This window comes from Halocatena pleomorpha (genome assembly GCF_003862495.1).
Classification (GTDB): domain Archaea; phylum Halobacteriota; class Halobacteria; order Halobacteriales; family Haloarculaceae; genus Halocatena; species Halocatena pleomorpha.
In genome coordinates this window covers 23,998-44,161 of the sequence record NZ_RRCH01000006.1, presented here as the reverse complement: position 1 = coordinate 44,161, position 20,164 = coordinate 23,998, and the positions used below count along the sequence as shown (strand labels likewise).

The 20,164-nt window shown below is 57.2% G+C and carries 21 protein-coding genes, 2 tRNA genes and 2 pseudogenes; 11 read left to right on the top strand and 14 right to left on the bottom strand.

What is annotated here, in order from left to right; all coding sequences use genetic code 11:
• Both EIK79_RS04140 and tnpA read right to left on the bottom strand, forming a co-directional pair.
• Nucleotides 1–271, bottom strand: a pseudogene (locus tag EIK79_RS04140) (RNA-guided endonuclease TnpB family protein); the annotation flags it as partial.
• A complete protein-coding gene (gene tnpA / locus EIK79_RS04135; RefSeq protein WP_124953876.1) occupies nucleotides 268–657 on the bottom strand; it encodes an IS200/IS605 family transposase in 390 nt (129 codons plus the stop codon). The gene tnpA and the pseudogene EIK79_RS04140, both read right to left, overlap by 4 nt.
• A gap of 279 nt (nucleotides 658–936) precedes the next feature.
• Between tnpA and EIK79_RS04130 the strand changes: the two genes are divergently transcribed.
• Complete coding sequence (locus tag EIK79_RS04130) at nucleotides 937–1,605, top strand: LysE family translocator (protein ID WP_185715501.1); 669 nt, start codon at nucleotides 937–939, stop codon at nucleotides 1,603–1,605.
• A gap of 8 nt (nucleotides 1,606–1,613) precedes the next feature.
• Here the strand turns inward: EIK79_RS04130 and EIK79_RS04125 are convergent, their stop codons facing one another.
• Nucleotides 1,614–2,309, bottom strand: a complete 696-nt coding sequence (locus EIK79_RS04125; protein ID WP_124953875.1) for an HD domain-containing protein — start codon at nucleotides 2,307–2,309, stop codon at nucleotides 1,614–1,616.
• Between the two features lie 358 nt (nucleotides 2,310–2,667).
• On the opposite strand from EIK79_RS04125, the gene EIK79_RS04120 reads away from it, so the two are divergent.
• Complete coding sequence (locus tag EIK79_RS04120; protein ID WP_124953874.1) at nucleotides 2,668–3,396, top strand: GNAT family N-acetyltransferase; 729 nt, start codon at nucleotides 2,668–2,670, stop codon at nucleotides 3,394–3,396.
• A 77-nt stretch (nucleotides 3,397–3,473) separates the two neighbouring features.
• Here the strand turns inward: EIK79_RS04120 and EIK79_RS04115 are convergent.
• Both EIK79_RS04115 and EIK79_RS04110 read right to left on the bottom strand, forming a co-directional pair.
• A tRNA-Gln gene (locus EIK79_RS04115) sits at nucleotides 3,474–3,578 on the bottom strand.
• Nucleotides 3,579–3,612: 34 nt separating this feature from the next.
• Complete coding sequence (locus EIK79_RS04110; protein WP_124953873.1) at nucleotides 3,613–3,813, bottom strand: hypothetical protein; 201 nt, start codon at nucleotides 3,811–3,813, stop codon at nucleotides 3,613–3,615.
• 105 nt (nucleotides 3,814–3,918) lie between these two features.
• On the opposite strand from EIK79_RS04110, the gene EIK79_RS18395 reads away from it, so the two are divergent.
• Complete coding sequence (locus EIK79_RS18395; RefSeq protein ID WP_221621678.1) at nucleotides 3,919–4,227, top strand: DUF7577 domain-containing protein; 309 nt, start codon at nucleotides 3,919–3,921, stop codon at nucleotides 4,225–4,227.
• 30 nt (nucleotides 4,228–4,257) lie between these two features.
• Here the strand turns inward: EIK79_RS18395 and gcvPB are convergent, their stop codons facing one another.
• The 9 genes and pseudogenes from gcvPB to pan1 all read right to left on the bottom strand — a co-directional run bounded on the left by gcvPB (nucleotide 4,258) and on the right by pan1 (nucleotide 12,520).
• Nucleotides 4,258–5,697, bottom strand: coding sequence for an aminomethyl-transferring glycine dehydrogenase subunit GcvPB (gene gcvPB, locus EIK79_RS04100; protein ID WP_124953872.1), 1,440 nt, complete (start codon nucleotides 5,695–5,697; stop codon nucleotides 4,258–4,260).
• Nucleotides 5,694–7,022, bottom strand: a complete 1,329-nt coding sequence (gene gcvPA / locus EIK79_RS04095; protein ID WP_124953871.1) for an aminomethyl-transferring glycine dehydrogenase subunit GcvPA — start codon at nucleotides 7,020–7,022, stop codon at nucleotides 5,694–5,696. Before gcvPA ends, gcvPB begins: the two co-directional genes overlap by 4 nt.
• Nucleotides 7,023–7,155: 133 nt before the next feature.
• Nucleotides 7,156–7,545, bottom strand: a complete 390-nt coding sequence (locus tag EIK79_RS04090; protein WP_124953870.1) for a universal stress protein — start codon at nucleotides 7,543–7,545, stop codon at nucleotides 7,156–7,158.
• A 43-nt stretch (nucleotides 7,546–7,588) separates the two neighbouring features.
• Nucleotides 7,589–7,861, bottom strand: a complete 273-nt coding sequence (locus EIK79_RS04085; RefSeq protein ID WP_233737933.1) for a DUF7520 family protein — start codon at nucleotides 7,859–7,861, stop codon at nucleotides 7,589–7,591.
• A 170-nt stretch (nucleotides 7,862–8,031) separates the two neighbouring features.
• Nucleotides 8,032–8,502 carry a GNAT family N-acetyltransferase gene (locus EIK79_RS04080; protein WP_124953869.1) on the bottom strand — a complete coding sequence of 157 codons (471 nt, stop codon included), beginning with the start codon at nucleotides 8,500–8,502 and terminating at the stop codon, nucleotides 8,032–8,034.
• Nucleotides 8,503–8,595: 93 nt separating this feature from the next.
• Nucleotides 8,596–10,355 (bottom strand): annotated as a pseudogene (gene ctaD, locus EIK79_RS04075) (cytochrome c oxidase subunit I).
• Between the two features lie 171 nt (nucleotides 10,356–10,526).
• Nucleotides 10,527–10,763, bottom strand: a complete 237-nt coding sequence (locus tag EIK79_RS04070; RefSeq protein WP_124953868.1) for a DUF6684 family protein — start codon at nucleotides 10,761–10,763, stop codon at nucleotides 10,527–10,529.
• Nucleotides 10,764–10,807: 44 nt separating this feature from the next.
• Nucleotides 10,808–11,233: a DUF7541 family protein gene (locus tag EIK79_RS04065; protein ID WP_124953867.1), complete on the bottom strand. Its 426-nt coding sequence runs from the start codon at nucleotides 11,231–11,233 to the stop codon at nucleotides 10,808–10,810.
• Nucleotides 11,234–11,305: 72 nt separating this feature from the next.
• Nucleotides 11,306–12,520, bottom strand: coding sequence for a proteasome-activating nucleotidase Pan1 (gene pan1, locus EIK79_RS04060; protein WP_124953866.1), 1,215 nt, complete (start codon nucleotides 12,518–12,520; stop codon nucleotides 11,306–11,308).
• 263 nt (nucleotides 12,521–12,783) lie between these two features.
• Between pan1 and EIK79_RS04055 the strand changes: the two genes are divergently transcribed.
• The 8 genes from EIK79_RS04055 to EIK79_RS04020 all read left to right on the top strand — a co-directional run bounded on the left by EIK79_RS04055 (nucleotide 12,784) and on the right by EIK79_RS04020 (nucleotide 20,159).
• Nucleotides 12,784–13,038 carry a winged helix-turn-helix transcriptional regulator gene (locus EIK79_RS04055; RefSeq protein WP_124953865.1) on the top strand — a complete coding sequence of 85 codons (255 nt, stop codon included), beginning with the start codon at nucleotides 12,784–12,786 and terminating at the stop codon, nucleotides 13,036–13,038.
• Between the two features lie 127 nt (nucleotides 13,039–13,165).
• A complete protein-coding gene (locus EIK79_RS04050; protein ID WP_124953864.1) occupies nucleotides 13,166–13,411 on the top strand; it encodes an HAH_0734 family protein in 246 nt (81 codons plus the stop codon).
• A gap of 283 nt (nucleotides 13,412–13,694) precedes the next feature.
• Nucleotides 13,695–15,062 (top strand): glycosyltransferase, encoded by a 1,368-nt coding sequence (locus EIK79_RS04045; protein WP_124953863.1) that lies wholly within the window; start codon nucleotides 13,695–13,697, stop codon nucleotides 15,060–15,062.
• A 90-nt stretch (nucleotides 15,063–15,152) separates the two neighbouring features.
• Nucleotides 15,153–16,862 (top strand): ArnT family glycosyltransferase, encoded by a 1,710-nt coding sequence (locus tag EIK79_RS04040; RefSeq protein WP_124953862.1) that lies wholly within the window; start codon nucleotides 15,153–15,155, stop codon nucleotides 16,860–16,862.
• A 59-nt stretch (nucleotides 16,863–16,921) separates the two neighbouring features.
• A tRNA-Met gene (locus EIK79_RS04035) sits at nucleotides 16,922–16,996 on the top strand.
• A gap of 107 nt (nucleotides 16,997–17,103) precedes the next feature.
• Complete coding sequence (locus EIK79_RS04030; protein ID WP_124953877.1) at nucleotides 17,104–18,168, top strand: polyprenyl synthetase family protein; 1,065 nt, start codon at nucleotides 17,104–17,106, stop codon at nucleotides 18,166–18,168.
• An 89-nt stretch (nucleotides 18,169–18,257) separates the two neighbouring features.
• A complete protein-coding gene (locus EIK79_RS04025; protein ID WP_124953861.1) occupies nucleotides 18,258–19,319 on the top strand; it encodes a M42 family metallopeptidase in 1,062 nt (353 codons plus the stop codon).
• A 51-nt stretch (nucleotides 19,320–19,370) separates the two neighbouring features.
• Nucleotides 19,371–20,159, top strand: a complete 789-nt coding sequence (locus tag EIK79_RS04020; protein WP_124953860.1) for a plastocyanin/azurin family copper-binding protein — start codon at nucleotides 19,371–19,373, stop codon at nucleotides 20,157–20,159.
• Nucleotides 20,160–20,164 lie beyond the last annotated feature (5 nt).

Genomic DNA, 20,164 nt, shown 5'->3' with positions numbered 1-20,164 from the left:
TGAATCGAACTGGGTGGTCGTCGGACAACTCTTTCGCGTCGTAACTCCCGCCACAGAGTTGTGGGACGTACTTTTTGAGCGCGTTCTTCGCGTAGCCGCTCAGGTCGTAGTCAACCACGATGTCGTTCGTCGCGGACTGCGTGGTACAGTTCGCGTTGAATGCGGCACTGAGCGCACGCTGGTAGGCAGTTTTCGTCTCGCAGAGTTTACGATGCTTGTGGGTATTCGGGTCTACAAGTTTCAGTTCCAACGTCTCAGTGACTTCCGTCACGGTTCGTTCACCGCGTGACGTTGGATGTACTCTTGGACAGTCTCGCTGGAGACGTGGCCTGCCGTTCCTGCGTAGTAGCCACGTGCCCACTGTATTTTGTCACTGTCACGAGTAACGTGACGGTGGTTGTACTTCCGTGACGAAATCCCCTTGAACCAGTTGGCAAGGAGCGATGGAGCGTGTTTCGGTGGGCTACTGACGAACAGGTGAACGTAGTCGGGTTGGATGGTGAGGTCGATAATCTCCAATCCCTTATCGTCGGCTATTTCGTGGAGAATGGTTTCCACATGGCGCGCAACCTCACCGACAAGTACCGATTGGCGGTACTTCGGTATCCACACTATGTGGTAGTTGAGGTTGTAGGTCGCGTGCCGTGTGGTCTTCATCGTACTGCACACTATACCCTGAGCGACTATAAAACCACCGAAAGAACGTTGGAAATCCAGTAGAGCTATCGAATGTGGTTGTGTACGCTATGGTCCGCTTGACCTGCGCCTAAAGACGCAGGTATGCGCTCGTAACTGTATCAGTGGTTGATATGTGAACCATCGGGGAGAGCGTTCTCTCATTCTCGGATTCGACGCTACCGGTCACAGCGATGCTCGTCCACACGACAACTCATCGATATCCGTTCGTTTTTTCGCAGTTTCGATCCTACACTCTCTGTGACCGAGGTAGTAACGTTCGTTGCGGGCGTGGTGTTCGGGATCGCGCTCGCTGCGCCGCCGGGACCGATGAACGCCGTCATCGCTGAGGAGAGCGTTGCCCACGGGTGGCGGTCGGGCGTCCGTGCCGGTCTGGGAGCGATGACGGCGGATATCTGTTTTTTTGTCGGTGCACTGTTAGGCGTGGTAGCAGCCATCGAACGTTTGCCGACGCTCCGGGCCGCGATGGTCGCTATCGGTGGTGTGTTGATGCTGTACTTCGCCTATGACACAGCTACCGATCTCCAAAGCGGCTTCCGGACGGCAGACGCTGCTGGAGCGGACCGTGGCTTTCGTCGGGCGTTCGTGCTGGCGATCACGAATCCGTATCAGATCCTGTTTTGGCTGACTGCCGGTGTCGCGCTGCTTGATCCGGGCACAGTCGACGTACTCGCACCGCTGTCAACAGCGCTCGCCGGGTGGTTCGTCGTTCAAACCGGAACGCCGCTACTTCTCGTTGGGCTGTTCGGTGGTATCATGCTCTGGGTCGTCGGCTTTCCGGCAGTACTCATCGCCGCACGAAAACGGATGGATTCGTTCGCACCGCTTACCGCTGCCGCGAGCGCGGTCGTCCTCGGTGGGTTCGGCGTTTACTTTCTTGTCGACGCAGCCACGCTGTTGATTGGCTGACTCGAACGCTACTCGATCGCTTCCGAGTCGTTCGGTTCCAACTGTGCTATCTCCGAGATGAGCCATTCACGGAACCACCGAACGCGCTTCAGACGCTGATGGGCGATGCTCTCTGCGGTGTCGCTCACGATGCGCTCGACCACGTTTTCACCGCGCTCGACAATTCGATTGATCATTTCCGGGGCGTCCGTGTGGGTTCGGGCCTCATAGCCCATCCGAAGAAGAATGAGCGTCATCCCGTTGGCACCGACCTTATCGAGGAGATCGCTTTCGATGAGACAACGCGCTTCCAGTGGTAGATCCGTGAGCGGCCCTTGATACGAGTGGTTTTTGATCGAATCGCACACCTCGTCCACGAACGAGATCGGATACTCGCAGTGACTCCGGAGATACTCCCGCGTGATGCGAGCGCCGGCGTCAGCGTGAACGTCCTGATCGACTTCGAGTTTCGCAATGTCGTGGAACAGTGCCGCCACACGAACGACATCTGCGTTCGCACCTTCTTTTTCTGCGATGTGTGTCGCGATCGACACGACGTTGAGGATATGGTTGAACCGGTACTCCGCTGAATGCCACGGATACCACCGCATCCGGCCGCCGTCCTCTTCACCTTCTACACTCGCAGTGAGATAATCGTGGACGAACTGTTTCATTTCCTCGAAATCGTCGTCGGTAACGGGATTTTCGCGTATCTCAACCCCCACAGTACCGCCCCCTGTACCGCCAAATATTCATGTTGCACGTGGATAGTGGTGTTACAGTCTTGAGGGTTACGGGGTGACAAAGGGGACGCTCAGTCCCTCCAACTCGCGAACAGACGCGTTTCCCAGCATCTAGAAATAGAAATGAAGTCCTTACACAGATCCAGCGGTGTGAACGACTGCGTTTAGCTGTTCACTATAATTACCGATGTCATATTTTCACATCATGGGAACAGACAATGATCGTTCTCCGGGTTTTATGGCGTCTTTCCGGAGAAATCCCTCGGTCTCTTACTGAGTGGCTGTCGGATATTCGCCACCGGCAGGGGGGTTTATTGTCCCAGAATGAGTTTAGCATAATATGAACATACGAACAGCAAAACTAGAGGACGGAGCAGCGGTTCGTGCGGTTGCGCGTCGATCACTTGAGACTTCTTATTCACTCAGTCCGCAAGCCATCGAAAGCGCGGTGACACAATGGTACAACGAGGAGGAACTCACCAACAAACTTGAGGAGTCCGAGTACGTCGTGTTGGTTGCAGAACGAGGGGAAACCATCGCTGGATTTGCGGAGGGTGTTGTCGTGGAATCAGGCGGTGACGGTGATCTGCTCTGGTTGCACGTCGACCCTGACTACCGGGGTAACGGCGTTGGCGAGCGTCTGTACGACGCCATTTACGATCGGTTGATGACGATGGGCGCGGCGCGGCTTCGTGGGCGGGTGCTCCGGGACAACCACAGTGGCAATGACTTCTACGAGCAGCACGATCTCGTCAAAGCCGGCGATGAGCACGTCGACATCGACGGTACTCAGTACGTCGAAAACATCTACGTTGAAGACGAGCTGACAGATATCGAAACCATCACGTCCGAGAACGGTGGGGTACACATCGACTACGACGACGCAGAACGGGGCAGCGTCGCGCCGTTTTTCGCTGCCTACAACGACACGGAGCGAACCAATCGCTACGGCTATTTCTGCTCGAACTGTGATAGTCTCGACATTGCCATGGACGCAATGGGCCGCGCCGAATGTAACCAGTGTGGAAACCAACGCAAGGCGACTCGATGGGACGCAGCGTATCTGTAGCAAGCGTCTCTGATCCAGTTTTTCCGCGAGTCACTAGCTGATCCGTGAGCAGAACACGACAGAAACGAACAGTCCGATAGTCCCGCCCAGATTCGAACTGGGGTCAATGGCTGTCTTCCGCGATCGGCCGGTGCCGTTTCACGTCCAAAGGCCATTATGATTGGCCGCTACACCACGGGACTGCACACGTGGGTTGTTCCTGGCAGTACAATAGCGTTACCCTTTCTCGATCGGTTCTGTCGAACTGTCTAGTCTGGATAGTGACATAGCGAGCGCACCGACGCTAAGTACCACCACCGCACCGCCGACGGTTTGGAGCAGTTCGCCCCCATGACTGGCGACGCCGATCAACAGGACGCCTAATCCAACCGTGACGCCACCGATCGATCCGAGCGAGACGACCGATTCTGCTGGCATAACGTGTAGTGTGTTGTTCTATCACTATACGATTATCGCCGTTCATCCCGAATAGAAGTATAAAAACACCGTAATGTGTAAGTCATTAGCTAACGTAGTAGGTTTATGAGTACGCTGGTGTGGGGGCTTCTCGTCCTCGCGGTCTTTCCCTTGCTCCAGATCCCAATACTCATCTACGTCGCTCGCCGTCTGGAAGAGGACGATCCCGATGACGATGTCCCAACCCCTGCCACAAACCCCTATTGGATCGATCCGAACGATCCACAGCCGATGCTGTCGTTCGATGGCGGCACCTCGTCCTCGGAGATTGACCCGGCGCTGATCACGTGTCCTCACTGCGGCACGGAAAACGATCCGATCTACACGTACTGTCGGAACTGCGTTCGTCGCCTCCCAGCGATAGGATGGGAGTGATCCCCGGAGCCGTGATTCGGCGGTCTCGCTCTACTGTTTGTCGTGTTCGGCCAGCGCCTGCCACGATAGTCGCGGGGTTCTGGCGGCAGCGGCTTGGTCGATCCGTCGGGCGGCGGTGCGTTGCGGTGCTGTCTCGATCGTGTTTTCGTCTTCGGCGGTGACGGCGTTGAACGCTTCTGCGAGCTGATCGAGTGTTCGTCGGTTTTCGATTTCGGTCGGTTCGGTCATCAGTGCTTGCTCAACGGCTTCGGGCCACTTCGTCGTCGGTGGATGGACACCGTGGTCAAGCATCCGTTTGGCCACGTCGGCGGCGTCGTTCGTCGCACTGGCAACGAATTCGTGGTGGAACGGCCCGAACGGAACCTCGTATTCGATCTGACTGGCGAGGTAGTTCGCGTTCAGCACCGCCTTGGCGCTCGCGTCCCGAAGGCCGGCGTCACCGAGCCGGGCGATGTACGCGTAGGCTTTGAGCAACACGAGCCAGTTGCCCTGATAGCCGTGAACACGTCCGATCGACCGCTCAGGGGTGAACAGTTCGAAGTCGTTACCGTGTTCGTCCGTCTGTCTCACCCGCGGCTCTGGAAGGAACTCCGCGAGCTCCTCAGTAACGCCGACGGGACCAGCTCCAGGTCCACCACCACCGTGGGGCGTCGCAAACGTCTTGTGAACGTTGTAGTGCATCACGTCAAAGCCCATATCACCAGGGCGTGCTCGTCCGAGCAGCGCGTTCAGGTTTGCGCCATCGTAGTACAACAGCCCTCCAGCGTCGTGCACGATATCCGCAATCTCAGTGATATCGCGTTCGAACAGCCCCAGCGTGTTCGGGTTCGTCAACATCAGCGCGGCGGTATCCTCGCTAACGGCCGCCGAGAGTGCGTCGAGATCGACCCGCCCGTCCTCGCCACCGGGGAGACTCACCACGTCGTACCCTGCGAGTGCGGCGCTGGCGAAGTTCGTTCCGTGGGCGCTGTCCGGAATGATCACCTCGGTCCTGTCGTTGCCGTTAGCGTCGTGATAGGCCTTGGCGACGAGGATCCCGGTGAACTCCCCTGCCGCTCCTGCCGGCGGTTGTACGGTAACCGCGTCCATCCCGCCGATCCGGCCGAGATACTCCTGCAATCGATACAGGAGTTCGAGCGTTCCTTGGACGCTTGCTTGGGATCGATCAGGATGAACGCTCGCACTCGGGAGTGCTGCGACATCTTCGGTGAACGAGGGATTGTACTTCATCGTACAGGAACCGAGCGGAAACGGCCCGTTCTCGATCCCGTAGTTCATCGCTGACAGCCGGGTGTAGTGTCGGGTCAGCTCCGGCTCGGAGAGATCGGGCAGCGTGACCGAGTCGCGCGTTAGATCTTCCGGGAGCGCCGACTCCGTTCCGCCGACATCGACCGTTGTCGATCGCTTTTCTGCGAGCAGTGGTTCGTATCGATCCTCGTCTTCGGTCCACCGCGCTTGGTCGTACTTCATACGGCGTCCTCCATGGCTGTGCAGAGACGGCCGCGTTCGTCCGCGTTCGTCTCGGTCGTACACACCTGTAGATGGTGGTCGTCGATGGCGTGAACGGCGAACCCGCGCGTCTCCAGTCGTTTTCGTACATCCGGTGCGTCCGCAACGCGAGCGAGGAACTCTCGGAAGTGGTGTCGGTCGTGTACCGGGGCTGTAACGCCATCGATGGCGTTCAGTCTGTCAGCGAGTTCTCGCGCCCCACTCACGCAGTCGTTTGCGAGTTCGACCAGTCCGTCGGGACCGAGCGACGCGACACACATCGCGGTGCGGAGTGCGACCCACGCCTGATTCGTACAGATGTTGCTCGTCGCGCGTTCTCGTCGGATGTGTTGTTCCCGCGTCTGAAGCGTGAGCGTGTACGCCCGTCTGTCGGTCTCGTCAGTGCTGGCACCGACGAGCCGCCCCGGTACTTGCCGCAGGAACTGCTCCCGACACGCGAACAGCCCAAGACCCATCCCGTAGCTGGTGGACAGTCCGAGTGAACCAGCCTCTCCGACGACCATATCCGCACCGACGCCTGCAGGCTCTTCTACCAGCGCGAGCGCGACAATATCAGTTCCTAAACAGAACAGGGCGTCGGCTGTGTGTGCGAGCCGGCCGAGTTCGGACAGTTGTTCCTCGATGGTGCCTCGAACGGTCGGCGTTTCGGCGTACAACAGCGCAACGTCTTCGTCCATCCGGCGTTCGAGCGCTGTCAGGTCAGCGTTCCCGTCGTTCATCGGGTACGTCTCGACGTTCAACTCGGTTCCAGCCACGTAGTTCTCCAGCACGTCCCGACGGCGCGCATCGAGCAATTCGGGAACGAGCACTGTCTCGCCTGTCGCTGTGCGAACGCGACTTGTGAGGGTTGCGGCCTCCCCGAGTGCGGTGGCGGCGTCGTACATCGAGCAGTTCGCTATGGGCAGTCCCGTTAACTCGACGAGTATCGACTGGTACTCGAACAAGGCTTGCAGGAATCCCTGAGCGATTTCGGGTTGATACTGCGTATAGCTCGTGAGAAACTCTGATCGGTCTGCGATGTGGTCGACCCACGACGGAACGTAGTGGTCGTAATGGCCACGACCCAAAAACTCCGTCAGATCGTCGTTTTCGCCCAGTAGTTCTGTTGTCTCTTCGATCACTGACTGTTCTGACCGACGAGTGATGCCAAACTCGCCGCCGAACAGTACGTTCTCCGGAATGTCAAACAGCTCCTCCTCGCTGTCCACCCCCACGGCAGCGAGCATCGCTGCCGTCTCAGAGGGTGTGTGTGGTGCGAAGGGGCTGCCGGTATCGTGGTTCGTCATTGTGTGCGTCGATCGGTGTCCGTCGACACCCCAGTAGGGGAGAATTTTGCGCCCGGGCATATCAGACCCGCGATTTTGCGGATGTTCCGTGATGGGTGATTTTTACACACGGAGACCATCGTATTAAATAGTGTTACTCTTCGTCGCTCCCGGCGATCAACACAGGCCGGTCGGTGTTGAGCACGACCGCCTTTGAGCCGCTGCGGAGTTGCATTTTACCCGCCGGAGAGCGGTGGCGTCCCCCGATACAGATGAGGTCCGCGTCTTCGTCGTCGGCCACCGAGAGCACGGCGTTCAGGGGCGTTCCGTCCGCAGTACGCAGTGATACGTCGATCTCGTGATCGGTGAGGCGCTCGTGGGCCGCCGCGACCGTCGGAATCGTCAGGAGATCGGTTTCTTCGTCAGTCACGTGGACGATCGTCACCGAAACGGACTCGGAGACAGCGGGCAGCTCAGTGATGGCGTTCACCTTCGAGCAAACCTGTGAATCCTCGGGACCGATCCCTGTAACGATGTGATACATGAACGAACACAATGGTCACTGTCGTTTAACGTCGGGGAAAGAATCACGATCCTCCGTCGGGATCAGCATACCGGTTTGAAACGACGATCATCACGACTAACAACACACCTAGTAGTGTTCCGACTGTGATCCCTCCATACAGGGCCATCCCGATCGCCGTCGGGGGGAGCTGGAGGACTCCAAACAGCTCGGGATCCATTCCCTCGATTCGGAGTGTGCCGATGATGTATCCAGCCAGAGCGGCGATACCGACGATAACGAGATACATGCCAATGACGAATCGCTGGCCGTCGTAGGCAGAACCGTCGTGACTCACGGTAGTGCTACGACCACCGGTACGATTAGCCTTTTGTCCTGCGTCTACAACCCACCGTATGCGCGAAAAGGATCTCCTCATCCTCGTCCTCGCTGTGATCGCTGTGTTGATGTTTATCACCGGCATCGTACTCATCACAAACGCCGCGTATTGAGGTGTGGACCTAACGGCTACCGAAGCTGTTTTTCCATGATGATCTCGTCGTAGGAACGATTGTCGAGCGGATGGTCACCCGTTTTCTCGTATCCGCGATTCCGATAGAAAACGGGGAGATAAGGATGTCTCTCGGGGGTCGTGAGACGGATCGTCGTGTAGCCACGGTCAGCGGCCTGTTCCTCCGCGTGCGCAAGCAACTCACTTCCGATCCCGTCACCCTTGTACTCCTCGTGAACACCGAACCGGCTGAGTTTTGCGCGATGCGTTGTTTCCCGTTCGAGTCGTACACCGCCGACAATCTCGCCGTCAATCGCAGCGACGGAGACCTCATTCTCCCGAATCCAATCCGCGACGGTAACTGGTGATACAGACCCCGCGCTTGCGGGAAATCCGAGTTCACGGTTCTCTTGGTACGCACTCCGGTACACTGCCGCGAGTGCATTAGCGTCTTCGACGGTCGCCTGTCGAATATCCGGCGTTCTCATGCTATCCGCTCGGAGAGACGTGCGTCTCATCCGTTCGAGTTTCGAAAGCTCGCTCTCATTCACGAGGAAAATCAGTCGGTTCTGGAAGCCGGATTACTCTTCGGAAGACTCAGTTCCGCCGTCGGTCCGGAGTTCCTCCTCACCGCCATCAGTGACGGTCGTTTTGATCCGGTTGGCGTGCCATTCGAATTCACGGGCTTCCATGCCGTATTCACGGAGATCCCACGGATCTTCGCCCGCCTTTGGCCCTTCGTACCACGAGACAACGAAGTTCCACAGCCAAATGACCGTTCCGACAGCCATGAGGAATGCGCCAACGGTGGCGATCACGTGGAGGTTCTGGATGATCACCGAGAACGGACCGCCTCCGGAAAGTGTGTACGTCGCGTACCGGCGCGGCATACCCTCATAGCCCAACAGCAACATCGCGAAGAAGGTGATGTTGGAACCGAGCATCCACAGCCAGAAGTGCCATCGAGCGAGCGTCCGCTGGTACATGCGACCCGTGAAGATCGGATACCAGTAGTACATGGCCGCAAAGCCGGAGAAAGCGATCGCGCCCATGACGATGTAGTGGAAGTGACCGACCACGTAGTACGTGTCGTGTAAGATGAGGTCGACCGGAATGGACGCGAGGAACACCCCAGTCACGCCACCGATGATGAAGTTCGAGACGAAGCCGATACAGAACAGCATCGGTGCCGTCAACCGGATATCACCGTTCCACATCGTGGTGATCCAGTTGAACGTCTTGACCGCACTCGGAATGGCGATCGCCATTGACACCGCCATGAAACTCAGCCGGATGCGGGGATCGATCCCGTCGCGAACATGTGGTGTGCCCACACGCCGAAGGAAAGCACACCGATGGCAAGCGTCGAGTAGACGACGAACTTGAAACCGAACAGCTTCCGCCCCGAGAACTTCGGGAGGATGAGGCTCACTACCCCCATCGGCGGCAAGACGAGGATGTACACTTCGGGGTGGCCGAAGAACCAAAACAGGTGTTGCCACAGCAACGGTCCCCCGCCCTCGACGGCGAAGAAGGTCGTCCCGAAGTTGCGGTCCAACAACAACATGATCAGCGCGCTCCCCAACAGCGGGAATGAAAACAGGATCAGTCCCGACTGGGTGAGCATCGTCCACGAGAAGATGTCGAGGTTGGCCCAGTTCACGTCCTCAGCGCGTTCAGTGAAGATGGTTGCGATGAAGTTGACCGCGCCCATCGTGGTCGAAATACCCGAAAGGTGCAGTCCCAACAAGAACAGATCTACACCCGGGTTGGCTTGTGCGGCCGAAAGCGGTGGGTACATCGTCCAGCTCGTCTGGGACGCCTGAATGGCCCCGCCCGTCATCGGATCGAGGAAGAAGCCCGCCCAGATGAGGAGGGCAGACGGCGGCAGCAGCCAAAAGGCGATCGCGTTGATCCGGGGAAACGCCATGTCGTCGGCTCCGATGAGCAACGGAATGAAGTAGTTTCCGAGCGCCGCGATCACCGGCGTCCCGAACAGAAACAGCATGGTGATGCCGTGACTGGTCATCAGCCCGTTGTAGAAGTTCTCACCACCGAGTCCGGCGAGCACATCCATCGCGGGCGTCATAAGCTCCGCTCGCATCAACAGGACGGCGAGGCCACCCCACCCGAAGGAGATGACTGCGAACACACCATACAGTATCCCGATGTCTTTGTGATCGACTGATGTCAACCAACGCGTGAGTCCGGCGGGTTTCTCTTTGGAGACGTATCCCGTCTCCCCGCCTACTGCGGCTCCCCCGCCCGCAAGCGGCGTGTACGACCGCCAGTCCTCTATGCGCGACAGGGCCATCGCTACAGCAGCGAGAAATAACCCCATCAAAACAGTCAGCGCGAGCTGTGCTGATAGGTCCATATACGACCTATCGGCACCGGGTGATTAGAAAGGTTATGGAACTATCACGGGGCGCTTCCTGCCACACTCGTTCGCTACGACCCTCTCACGCTGCCCATTCGATCCAGTTCGTTGTGTCTTGGACACCCGCGACGGTCACTCTTCGAGCTCTCGTTCTGCTTGTGTGATCGCCTTCCCGGAGACGTACGTGAGGGCTGCCAGTCCGATGAACGGGATCACTAACAAACTCATCTGGATTGTTGTTACGAACGGATCGTACCCGAATCCCGGTAGGATGGCGAACACCGCGATGAAAAACAAGAGGATACCTAGCGGGATGATGTTGACCGTGAGATCGAGTAGTGCTTCACGGTCGAAAACGCTCGATGCCATATCGGGCTTCCGGGTGGATGGGTAAATAGAGTGTCGATTTTTCGCTACGGTGTCTCTATATCCGACTGTACGAACGGCGCGATAGCACCCACACCGATTGTAATCACGCCTGCAGCGACGATCGACACTCCTCGGATGATGATTCCGTTCGGCTGCCCACCGAACGCGGCGATCAACTCCGATACGATCGCACTAGGCGCGGATAGCCCAAGTTGCGTCCCGGTGAGTATCGCACCGAGCACGACCAGCACCGCACCGATGCCACCCATGACCCGCCACAGATCGGAGGTGTAGCCGGATTCGGTGAGAATGCCTGCAGTCGATCCCGCGAACAACAGCAATCCCCCAACGGACAGCGGAATGATCCCGAACAGCACCCCGAGTTCCGAAAGGACGAGTCCAAGCGCGACGAAAACCGGCCACGGACTCGACATCCGGTACTGATCGCTCAATCCCGGTTGATCGTCCATACAGCGGCTACGGAACACGCGTTCAAATGAACGTCGATACGACACCTATCACGCGATCGGAATCAAAAACGATCAGGCGAACGTCTGGCTGATCTCGTTACCGCCGTTTTCCTCGTCGTTGATCTTCTCCCACGCGTTCTCGAAATCCGCACGGGAGACCGTTTTCCGGTCGTCGCGGATTGCGAACATCCCTGCTTCGGTACAGATCGCTTTGATGTCCGCACCGCTGGCGTTTCCGGTGTCGTCGGCTAACGCTTCGAAATCCACGTCGTCCGCAACGTTCATCGAACGGGTGTGGATGCGGAAGATCATCTCTCGGCCCTCGTGATCCGGTTTCGGGACTTCGATGAGGCGGTCGAACCGTCCGGGACGGAGGATGGCGCGATCAAGCATGTCAAAGCGGTTGGTGGCGGCGATAATGCTGATTTCACCACGGTCGTCGAAGCCGTCCATCTCCGAGAGCAACTGCATCATGGTGCGCTGGACTTCAGCGTCCCCGGAGGTTTTCGAATCGGTGCGCTTTGCGGCGATCGCGTCGATCTCGTCGATGAACAACACTGCTGGCTCATGCTGGCGAGCGAGTTCGAACAGATCCCGGACGAGCTTCGCGCCCTCACCGATGAACTTGTGGACGAGCTCCGAGCCAGCCATCTTGATGAACGTCGCTTCGGTCTGGTTGGCGACCGCTTTGGCTAGCATCGTCTTACCTGTTCCTGGTGGACCGTGCAACAACACCCCCGACGGCGGCTCGATCCCCACCGCGTCGAACCGGTCCGGACTGGTCAACGGCAACTCGACAGTCTCACGGACTTCCTCGATCTGTTCACCGATACCACCGATATCTTCATACGCCACCTCTGGCTCGTGGTTTACTTGCATTACCCGCGCGCGAACGTCGGTCTCAGCGTCGAGCACACGAACGATCGATAGGGAATTGTTCACCGCGACGCGGTCATCAGGTTCGAGCTGTTCGCGCATCTCCTGCGTAACCTCAGTGAGCGCCTCCTGATTGTTGCCGTGCTGTTTGATCACGACACCGTCCTCGGAGATCTCCTGTACCGTCGCTATGAACAGCGGCGACTGTTTGAGCTTCTTGTTCTCGTGCGTCAGCCGCTCCAGCTTCTGCTGGTATTTGTTTTTCTTAGCGTTTGCGTCGAGGAGTTCGTCCCGCATCTCCTCGTTTTGCCCTTCAAGTATTTCGAGCCGTTCTTGAAGTGACTCGATCTTTTCTTGTTGTGACGCGTCGGGTTCGTAAGGCCACTCGACGTCGTCAACGATGTCGGTCATCTACACAGGAGTAGCGGTCGTTCTCATAAGAGGTTTCGGGTCGTCTACACCGTATTTGGTCAGTATCGAGGAGCACCTGAACACAGTCACGACGGTCTTCCAGAGGTGTCCTTCAGCGCTCTAATATCAGACTGAGAGCATCGAACGACAGTGAGGCGACATCCTCGTTGACTCTCGCTCTTGATAACGAATGTCCATTTCCAGATTACTATTGGTAATTTTGAAATGGAAAATATTACATAGTTGCATTATTAACTGACGGTATGAGCGCCACAGAGGATCGAGACGAAGAGATCGGTGGAGGGACGCTGCAGGACTGTCCACCGAGTGCGAAGTTGGTAGCGAAGGTACTCGAATACGACGGACCGCTCACTCAGCAGGAACTCGCTGAAGAGACGCTGTTGCCGACGCGGACGGTTCGATATGCGGTCTCGCAACTGGATGAGATCGGTCTCGTCCACTCACGGTTTTCCTTTACCGACGCCAGAAAACGTGTATACAGCCTCAGAACGGAGTGAAACGCCTCTTGTTGGCGGATTTCTCCATCAACACGGTGCTGTGGCGGGCGGCCGTCGTATTCAGTCTGCGTGGAATACCGGAATTCTCCTTGGTAAAGTTTAATCCGACGCTGGATCGAGAACGAACATGAAGCATCTCATCATCGATGGGGATCCCGGCATCCGAAAAGACGCAGTCATCGAGTACGACGAGGAGGAGGTCGTCTGTTTTTCGGTGAAACGACAAGGCGACTGGCACGGTCCCGAACGGGTTCAGTTGTGGTGTACGGTTGGAACGGAGGACGAGCGTGAAACCTACGAGCGTCGTGAGTACATTCCAATGTACTTAGAGACTGACCACACTGATTCCGAAACGGTTGTCGTTCACAGCTAATATATAATTTTTGATATTTCTTGGGCGGTATCGTCACGATCATTCACACATCTCTGTATAATATCAGTACTAGATCATATTCGTCGGTGTTTATCGACACCGTAATCGCATTAATAGGTGGTTATCCGTGGTACCTTGGCGTCTGTGGATGTACGCCGATGCGGACATTCTTATCTTAGAAAACTTATACGAGGTGACGAAACGGTCTGCAACGACGCTTCGAGCATGCAACGAACCGGAACGATTTCACTGATTTATTAGGTAAGCGGTTGCTTTCTTTCCTATGGAAGTCAAGACGGTCGAAGAGACGTCGTTATCTCTCAAAAAAATGACGACGTATGCGACGATAACGGGGCTACTCGTTGTCGGCATCTTGCTCCCGATTCCGTACGTTGAGGGATACGGTAGCGTACTCAATACGGTGTTGCTGGTTGGATTGATCGGACTCGTTGGACGAACGCTTCTGTCTGCAGTGCTCGCGTTTTCGAGAGCGGATCCGCCGGAAATCAACGACGACGCAGCGTTACCCACTGTATCAGTGGTGATACCAGCCTACAACGAAGAACCGGTGTTGCCGGGGACGGTTGAGGCGTGCAAGCAGGTGGACTACCCAGAAGAGAAGTTGGAGGTGGTGCTCTGCTATGAAGCGGGCTCGACGGACCGAACCGCCGAAATCGCCCAGCAAGCTGCCGACGACGATCCCCGATTCGTAGCTGTTGAGCGCGATGAGCCGGGTGGTGGAAAGGCTAAGGCAACGAACTACGCTCTGAAACACGCCACTGGAGACATCATTGCCAGTATTGACGCCGACCACCAGTTCAAACCCAACGCAATCCGGCGCGCAGTAGCGTGGTTCCTCGCGGACGACGACACCTGGTGTGTGAAAGGGCGATGTTACGGACACAATCCGACAGACTCGTTGTTGGCGCTCCACGCAACTGTTGAGCGCCACATCGCTGAGAAGGCCGATCTGTTCGCTCGGGAGGTAGTGGACGGATTCACCATCTTCGGTGGGGGACAGGCGTTCTTCCGTGCGGAGGTGTTCGACGAACTCGGTGAGTTCGATGAGGAGATTCTCGTTGAGGACATCGATATGTCTTCGAAGATCCATCAGTTCGGCAAGGAACTGCACGTCGATCCGCAGGTGATCACCTACGAAGAGAACCCTGCGACGCTGTCTGCGTGGTGGAATCAGCGCAAACGGTGGGCGCGGGGCTGGATGCAGGTAGCAGTTCGGTATCTCCCGCTTTTGCCCCAGGAGCGGGCGGTCTCAACCCGGAAGAAGATCGACGCCGTGTACACCTTCGTTTACGCGATTCTTCCTGTGTTGTTCATTCTTGTGTTCCCAATGCCGTTGTTCAATGGACTGTCCGGCGTTTCGACGACGACGCTCATTCCCAATGGCTGGGCTATATGGACGTTCATATCGATCGCTCCCATCATCGTATCGTATATCATCTTCTTACAGGATTGGCGGGATGGAGAGTCGCACCACCTTTCCGAATACATCGCTGCGTTCACTCTTTGGCCGTATCTCGTGTTCCAGTCCGCCGTGTTCGTGGCCGCATTCATTGACGAGTTCATTCTCGACAAAGACAGCATCTACGTGACTACCTCGCGGTCGGACCAAAGTCAGAGTCATCCCCGGTGAGCTCTCCTGCGTTCGTCGCTTGGGAGAGAACGTCACAGCGAATCGAAACGAGAAAGTGACCGTGAACGCAATCGGAAGCGAAGGTCTCATATGAGCGATAGGATGATACTTAGTTCTCGATTCAATGATCGTTTTTGGCTCGCTACTGCGTTGCTCGTCGGCAGCGGCGTGTACGTCGCGTATCTTCTGACCCACACCCATCCGGCGTATGAGGGTGGTCTATACCTACAGTTCGTTGAGGAGATCATCCAGAACGGGTACGCGTTGCCCGAACGGATCCCCTATTACCTCACAGGAGGGATCCCGTTCGCGTATCCACCGCTGGTGTTCTATCTCATTGCTATCGTCACCGATGTCACGGGTGTTGATCCCGTGGCGCTCGAACTGTACGCCCCGGGTGCGATAGCGATCGTGTATCTGATTCCGTTTTACTACCTTGCGAAAGAGCTGGTCGGCTCGCCGCAGACGGCCGGTATTGGGACCATGCTTTTCGCCGTCACGCCGCCAGTGCTCCGGTGGCACATCTCGGCAGGAGGGATCGTCCGAGCCGTTGCCGTGTTGTTCACGTTACTCGGGATGTACGTCGGGGTGAAACTGTTCCAAAGCGGTGACCGACGGTGGGTGCTGTTCGGCACGGTGCTGTTCTCCTTGACGATGCTCACCCATCCTGTGTACACGGTGTTTTTCGGCGGGAGTTATCTTCTATTGTTCGTTTTCTACGATCGAACGTGGCGTGGGCTGCTCGCGGGTGCCGTCGTCGCTATCGGGGGAATCGTGCTCACCGCGCCGTGGTGGGTTCAGGTCGTAACCACCCACGGATTGGACATCTACCTCTCAGCAAGCGGTACACACACTGGACTCTTCGGCGGTCCCGACCGCCTTGCGTCACAGTTCGTCTACCCGATCTGGGATATGGATATCGTCACACCGTTTTACGTCGTCGCGTTCGCGGGCGGGGTGTACGCTCTGTTTCGGAGACGGTACTTCCTTCCGACGTGGATGGTGCTCGCCAGCTACGTCATCGGCAAACAGCGGTTCACTTTCGTGGCTGGCTCCATACTGAGCGCTCTCCTCATCGTCGAGGTCATCGTTCCAGCGATATCAGTTACGGTGAATAATCTGTCAGTTCCGGTTCCGACCGGCTACAAGAAGTTTATCTCGATCGGATTGGCGATCATCTTCGTCATCGGCGCGGTCGGCACTGGTATCGGGTTTGCGGGCAGTGAACTGACGACCGTTCACGACGACAGTCGGACGCAGCCACAGACGGTCGACGACGACGATCTCCGAGCAGTGGAGTGGATCAAAAACGATACAGGACCGAACGAGACGTTCGTGGTTCTCAGTGACGCCGCCGAGTGGGTGCCCTACTACTCCGAACGGACGGTGATCCTCAGCCCGTGGGGCGCAGAATGGACAACCACGTCGGGCTACTACACTGAGTACGAACTGTTTCGTGATATCGCCACCTGCTCAAACGTCAACTGTCTCAACGTGCTGTTCGGCCTTTCAGACCGCCATCCTGACTACGTGTACATCCCCCGTGACGTGTACACTGTCCACGGGGATGAGTACAGCGCGAATCCAAGGCTGTTCCATTCGATGAACGCCTCAGAGAGATATTCGCTTCAGTATAAAAATCCTGGTGTGGCCGTATTCGAACTGACCAACGCCGATACCGACACATCGGTTCCTAACGGCTCGAACACCACTGGCTCGAACACCACTGGCTCGAACACCACATCGAACCGTTCTTTATTATTGAACGATCAACCGATCACCTATCGGGGGAGTGGGTAGGTGTACCAGACGGCGATCGAATCATAACCCTTACTACCGTGTCCGAAGTAACAGACAGTAGCGGGATGGGATAGCCAGGAGATTCCGCCGGGCTCATAACCCGGAGATCGGTAGTTCAAATCTACCTCCCGCTATATTTCTGGTCTCGTTGTTTCTGTCATCACGGTCCCGAACGTCCTGCTGCACTCATTGGCGGAGAGAAATAACGATGCTTTTGAACGAGGACGGAGTGGGGCAGGGTATGCGGGAGGTGTTTGAAGAGTGGCGGCCGGTCGTTGACAGGGAGATCGAGCGTTTGCTACCACGAACCATCGACGAGGAGTATCTCTCGGAGTTCTTCGGTTCAGCACGCTACGAATATGATTCTAACGGCATCCAGCGTGCCCTGTCTGATCCCGTTTGGAACCTCCTTGATCGGGGTGGGAAACGGTGGCGAGCTATCGTATTTTTACTGTTGGTCGAGGGATTCGGTGAGGATCCCAACGAATATCTGCAGTACGCATGTATCCCAGAAATCCTCCACAACGGAACGATCATCGTCGACGATGTGGAAGACGAGGCAGATATGCGGCGCGGCGAGCCCGCTTTGCACCACATTTCGGGGAAGGATGTCGCACTCAACGCGGGAAACGCTATGTACTTTTTCCCGTTGAAGATTCTCACCCACAACCCAGCTGATCTCTCTGCTGAGCGCAGGCTGTCCGCCTACGAGATGTTGATGCACGAACTCAATCGGACGCATCTCGGGCAGGGTATGGATATCTACTGGCACAACAAGCAGACCATTGACATCACGGAAGCGGAGTATCTGGAGATGTGTGCGTGCAAAACCGGCTGTCTCGGGCGCATCGTCGCGCGGCTCGCTGCCATCGTCACGGGGCAGGACGACGCAACCGAGCAAACCGTCGGGGAATTTGCTGAGCTGATGAGCGTCGCGTTCCAGATCGGTGACGACATACTCGACATCGAGACGAGCGACGAAGATGGCGGAGCGTTCGGCAAAGCCGCCGGAAACGACATCCGTGAGGGGAAAAAGACGCTGATGGTCATCCATGCCGCGAACAACGCCTCGCCCCAACAGGTCGCGCGTATGGAGGAGATTCTTTGGGCCGAAGAGAACACCACAGAGGAGATCGAGGCGGTCGTTGATCTCCTCTATGAAACCGGTAGCGTTGACTACGCCCGTGAAAAGGCACGACAGCTATCAAATGATGCGCGTGCGTGCCTACAGCAACTTGATCTCGATCCCGATATCGTTGACCAGCTCGCCGCGTTCACACGCTTCGTGATCGACCGCAACGTGTGAACCGATAGCGTTCTCGTTTCTCAATTGCTCGTAGTGTGATGCATATTCGATACGGGACCCTGATATGAACGCTCATCTAATGGGGGAATATGAGTGCGTTCGAGACGGACTTCGAATTTGATACCGATTTGTTGGTGGAATTGACAGAAGCGAGTGGTGTCCCCGGATACGAGGACCGCATTCGGGAGATCGTTCGTCGGGAGCTGTCGGCTGCGACGGACACGGTTCGCTCCGACGCGATGGGCAATGTGATCGGAACGCTTGACGGCACGAGTGACTACAACGTCGTTGTGGCGACACACATGGACGAGATCGGGTTCATGGTTCGGCACATCAATGATGAGGGATTTCTCACGATGGACGCGCTCGGCGGCTGGGATCCGCGCGTGCTTCGCGCCCAGCGGGTGACTGTCCACACCGACGACGGCGATCTACCGGGCGTCATCGGATCGACGCCGCCACACACGGACGGCGATGATTCAGACGAGCAGTCGATCGAGGACGTGTACGTTGATCTGGGATTGGACGCCGAAACCGTTGAAGAGCGCGTGAACGTCGGTGATCTCATCACGATGGACCAGAGCACGCGGCAGGTCGGTGACCACGTTACGGGCAAGGCGATCGATAATCGCGTCTCAGTCTGTGCGATGGTGGCCGCTGCCCGGCAGCTCACCGCGCCCGACGTGACGATTCACTTTGCTGCCACCGTTCAGGAGGAAGTCGGACTGCGCGGTGCGAGCGCGCTCGGTGTCGATCTCGATCCAGATCTAGCCATCGCGCTCGATACGACCGTCGCAAACGACGTTCCTACTCATCAAGCGAAAGAACACGTCACTGAACTAGGTGAGGGAACGGCGATCAAACTCAAAGATTCGGGCGTCATCACGAACCCGAAGGTCCACCGTCGGCTCCAGTCGGTCGCTGAAGAGACGGAGATCCCACACCAGCTGGAGATTCTCCCGAGTGGACGAACGGACACCGCTGGGTTCCAAACCACGCACGGAGCTAAGCCGGTTGGGGCGATTTCCGTGCCGACGCGGTATCTTCACACCGTTACCGAGAGCGTCCACCACGCCGACCTCACCGCGACAATCGACCTCTTGACGGCCTTTTTGAAGAGCGAAACCGGCGAGCACGACTACCGCCTGTAAGCCGATAGGAGAATCAAAGTATTCACTACGGCCGGTTGCCTAGCCCCCACCATGACTACGGACGAGGGAATGAACCGCCGCGACTTCCTACGGATGACCGGCGTCTCCGCAACCGCTGGCGTCGCTGGTGCGAGCGGCACTGTGGTCGCCCAAGAAGGAGGGAACAACACCACCGGGAACCAGACAGGAAACCAAACCGGAACACCGACCGGTAACGAGACCGGCAACGGAACTGGGACTGGCAATCAGACAGGAAACCAAACCGGGAACCAGACCGGCAACGGAACTGGAACCGGAAATCAGACGGGCAATGGAACCACCGAGTCCGGCGGTGGGTCGGGCGGTGGTGGCTCCGGTCCGATCGACTACGGTGGGTATCTGGAGGACGCGAACGGCTGGCAGGGTGACGGTAGCACAACTGATATGACTGGCAAAAGCGAAGTCACTATCAAGGTCGGTCCGGACAACTCGAACGAGTTCGATCCGGTGGCGGTCCACGTCGATCCCGGCACGAAGATCATCTGGGAGTGGAAGGGCCCCGGCCACAACGTCCAAGCCGAGGATGGCCAATTCAAAAGCGAGACCAAAGGCCAAGGCACCTTCGAGTACACTGCCGATGAAAAGGGCGTGATCCCCTACTTCTGCCAACCGCACAAAGGCCAAGGAATGTTGGGCGCGCTCGCCGTCGGTCAGGTGCCACGGAAAGAGCCTGCCGGTCCCGTCACGCCGGCTGTCAGCCAAGGCACGAAAAACCTCGGGGTTGCGACGTTCGCCACGATGGTCTCGACGTTGGGGCTGGCGTACTTCTTCCTTCGGTACGGCGGCGACTACGAGCAGTAGCGTAC

Bases quoted from the DNA above. Each gene is read 5' to 3' on its own strand.
- tnpA (WP_124953876.1), bottom strand. From the start codon at position 657: ATGAAGACCACACGGCACGCGACCTACAACCTCAACTACCACATAGTG.
- EIK79_RS04120 (WP_124953874.1), top strand. From the start codon at position 2,668: ATGAACATACGAACAGCAAAACTAGAGGACGGAGCAGCGGTTCGTGCG.
- EIK79_RS04110 (WP_124953873.1), bottom strand. From the start codon at position 3,813: ATGCCAGCAGAATCGGTCGTCTCGCTCGGATCGATCGGTGGCGTCACG.
- EIK79_RS18395 (WP_221621678.1), top strand. From the start codon at position 3,919: ATGAGTACGCTGGTGTGGGGGCTTCTCGTCCTCGCGGTCTTTCCCTTG.
- gcvPB (WP_124953872.1), bottom strand. From the start codon at position 5,697: ATGAAGTACGACCAAGCGCGGTGGACCGAAGACGAGGATCGATACGAA.
- gcvPA (WP_124953871.1), bottom strand. From the start codon at position 7,022: ATGACGAACCACGATACCGGCAGCCCCTTCGCACCACACACACCCTCT.
- EIK79_RS04090 (WP_124953870.1), bottom strand. From the start codon at position 7,545: ATGTATCACATCGTTACAGGGATCGGTCCCGAGGATTCACAGGTTTGC.
- EIK79_RS04080 (WP_124953869.1), bottom strand. From the start codon at position 8,502: ATGAGAACGCCGGATATTCGACAGGCGACCGTCGAAGACGCTAATGCA.
- EIK79_RS04070 (WP_124953868.1), bottom strand. From the start codon at position 10,763: ATGGCATCGAGCGTTTTCGACCGTGAAGCACTACTCGATCTCACGGTC.
- EIK79_RS04065 (WP_124953867.1), bottom strand. From the start codon at position 11,233: ATGGACGATCAACCGGGATTGAGCGATCAGTACCGGATGTCGAGTCCG.
- pan1 (WP_124953866.1), bottom strand. From the start codon at position 12,520: ATGACCGACATCGTTGACGACGTCGAGTGGCCTTACGAACCCGACGCG.
- EIK79_RS04055 (WP_124953865.1), top strand. From the start codon at position 12,784: ATGAGCGCCACAGAGGATCGAGACGAAGAGATCGGTGGAGGGACGCTG.
- EIK79_RS04050 (WP_124953864.1), top strand. From the start codon at position 13,166: ATGAAGCATCTCATCATCGATGGGGATCCCGGCATCCGAAAAGACGCA.
- EIK79_RS04045 (WP_124953863.1), top strand. From the start codon at position 13,695: ATGGAAGTCAAGACGGTCGAAGAGACGTCGTTATCTCTCAAAAAAATG.
- EIK79_RS04040 (WP_124953862.1), top strand. From the start codon at position 15,153: ATGAGCGATAGGATGATACTTAGTTCTCGATTCAATGATCGTTTTTGG.
- EIK79_RS04030 (WP_124953877.1), top strand. From the start codon at position 17,104: ATGCGGGAGGTGTTTGAAGAGTGGCGGCCGGTCGTTGACAGGGAGATC.
- EIK79_RS04025 (WP_124953861.1), top strand. From the start codon at position 18,258: ATGAGTGCGTTCGAGACGGACTTCGAATTTGATACCGATTTGTTGGTG.
- EIK79_RS04020 (WP_124953860.1), top strand. From the start codon at position 19,371: ATGACTACGGACGAGGGAATGAACCGCCGCGACTTCCTACGGATGACC.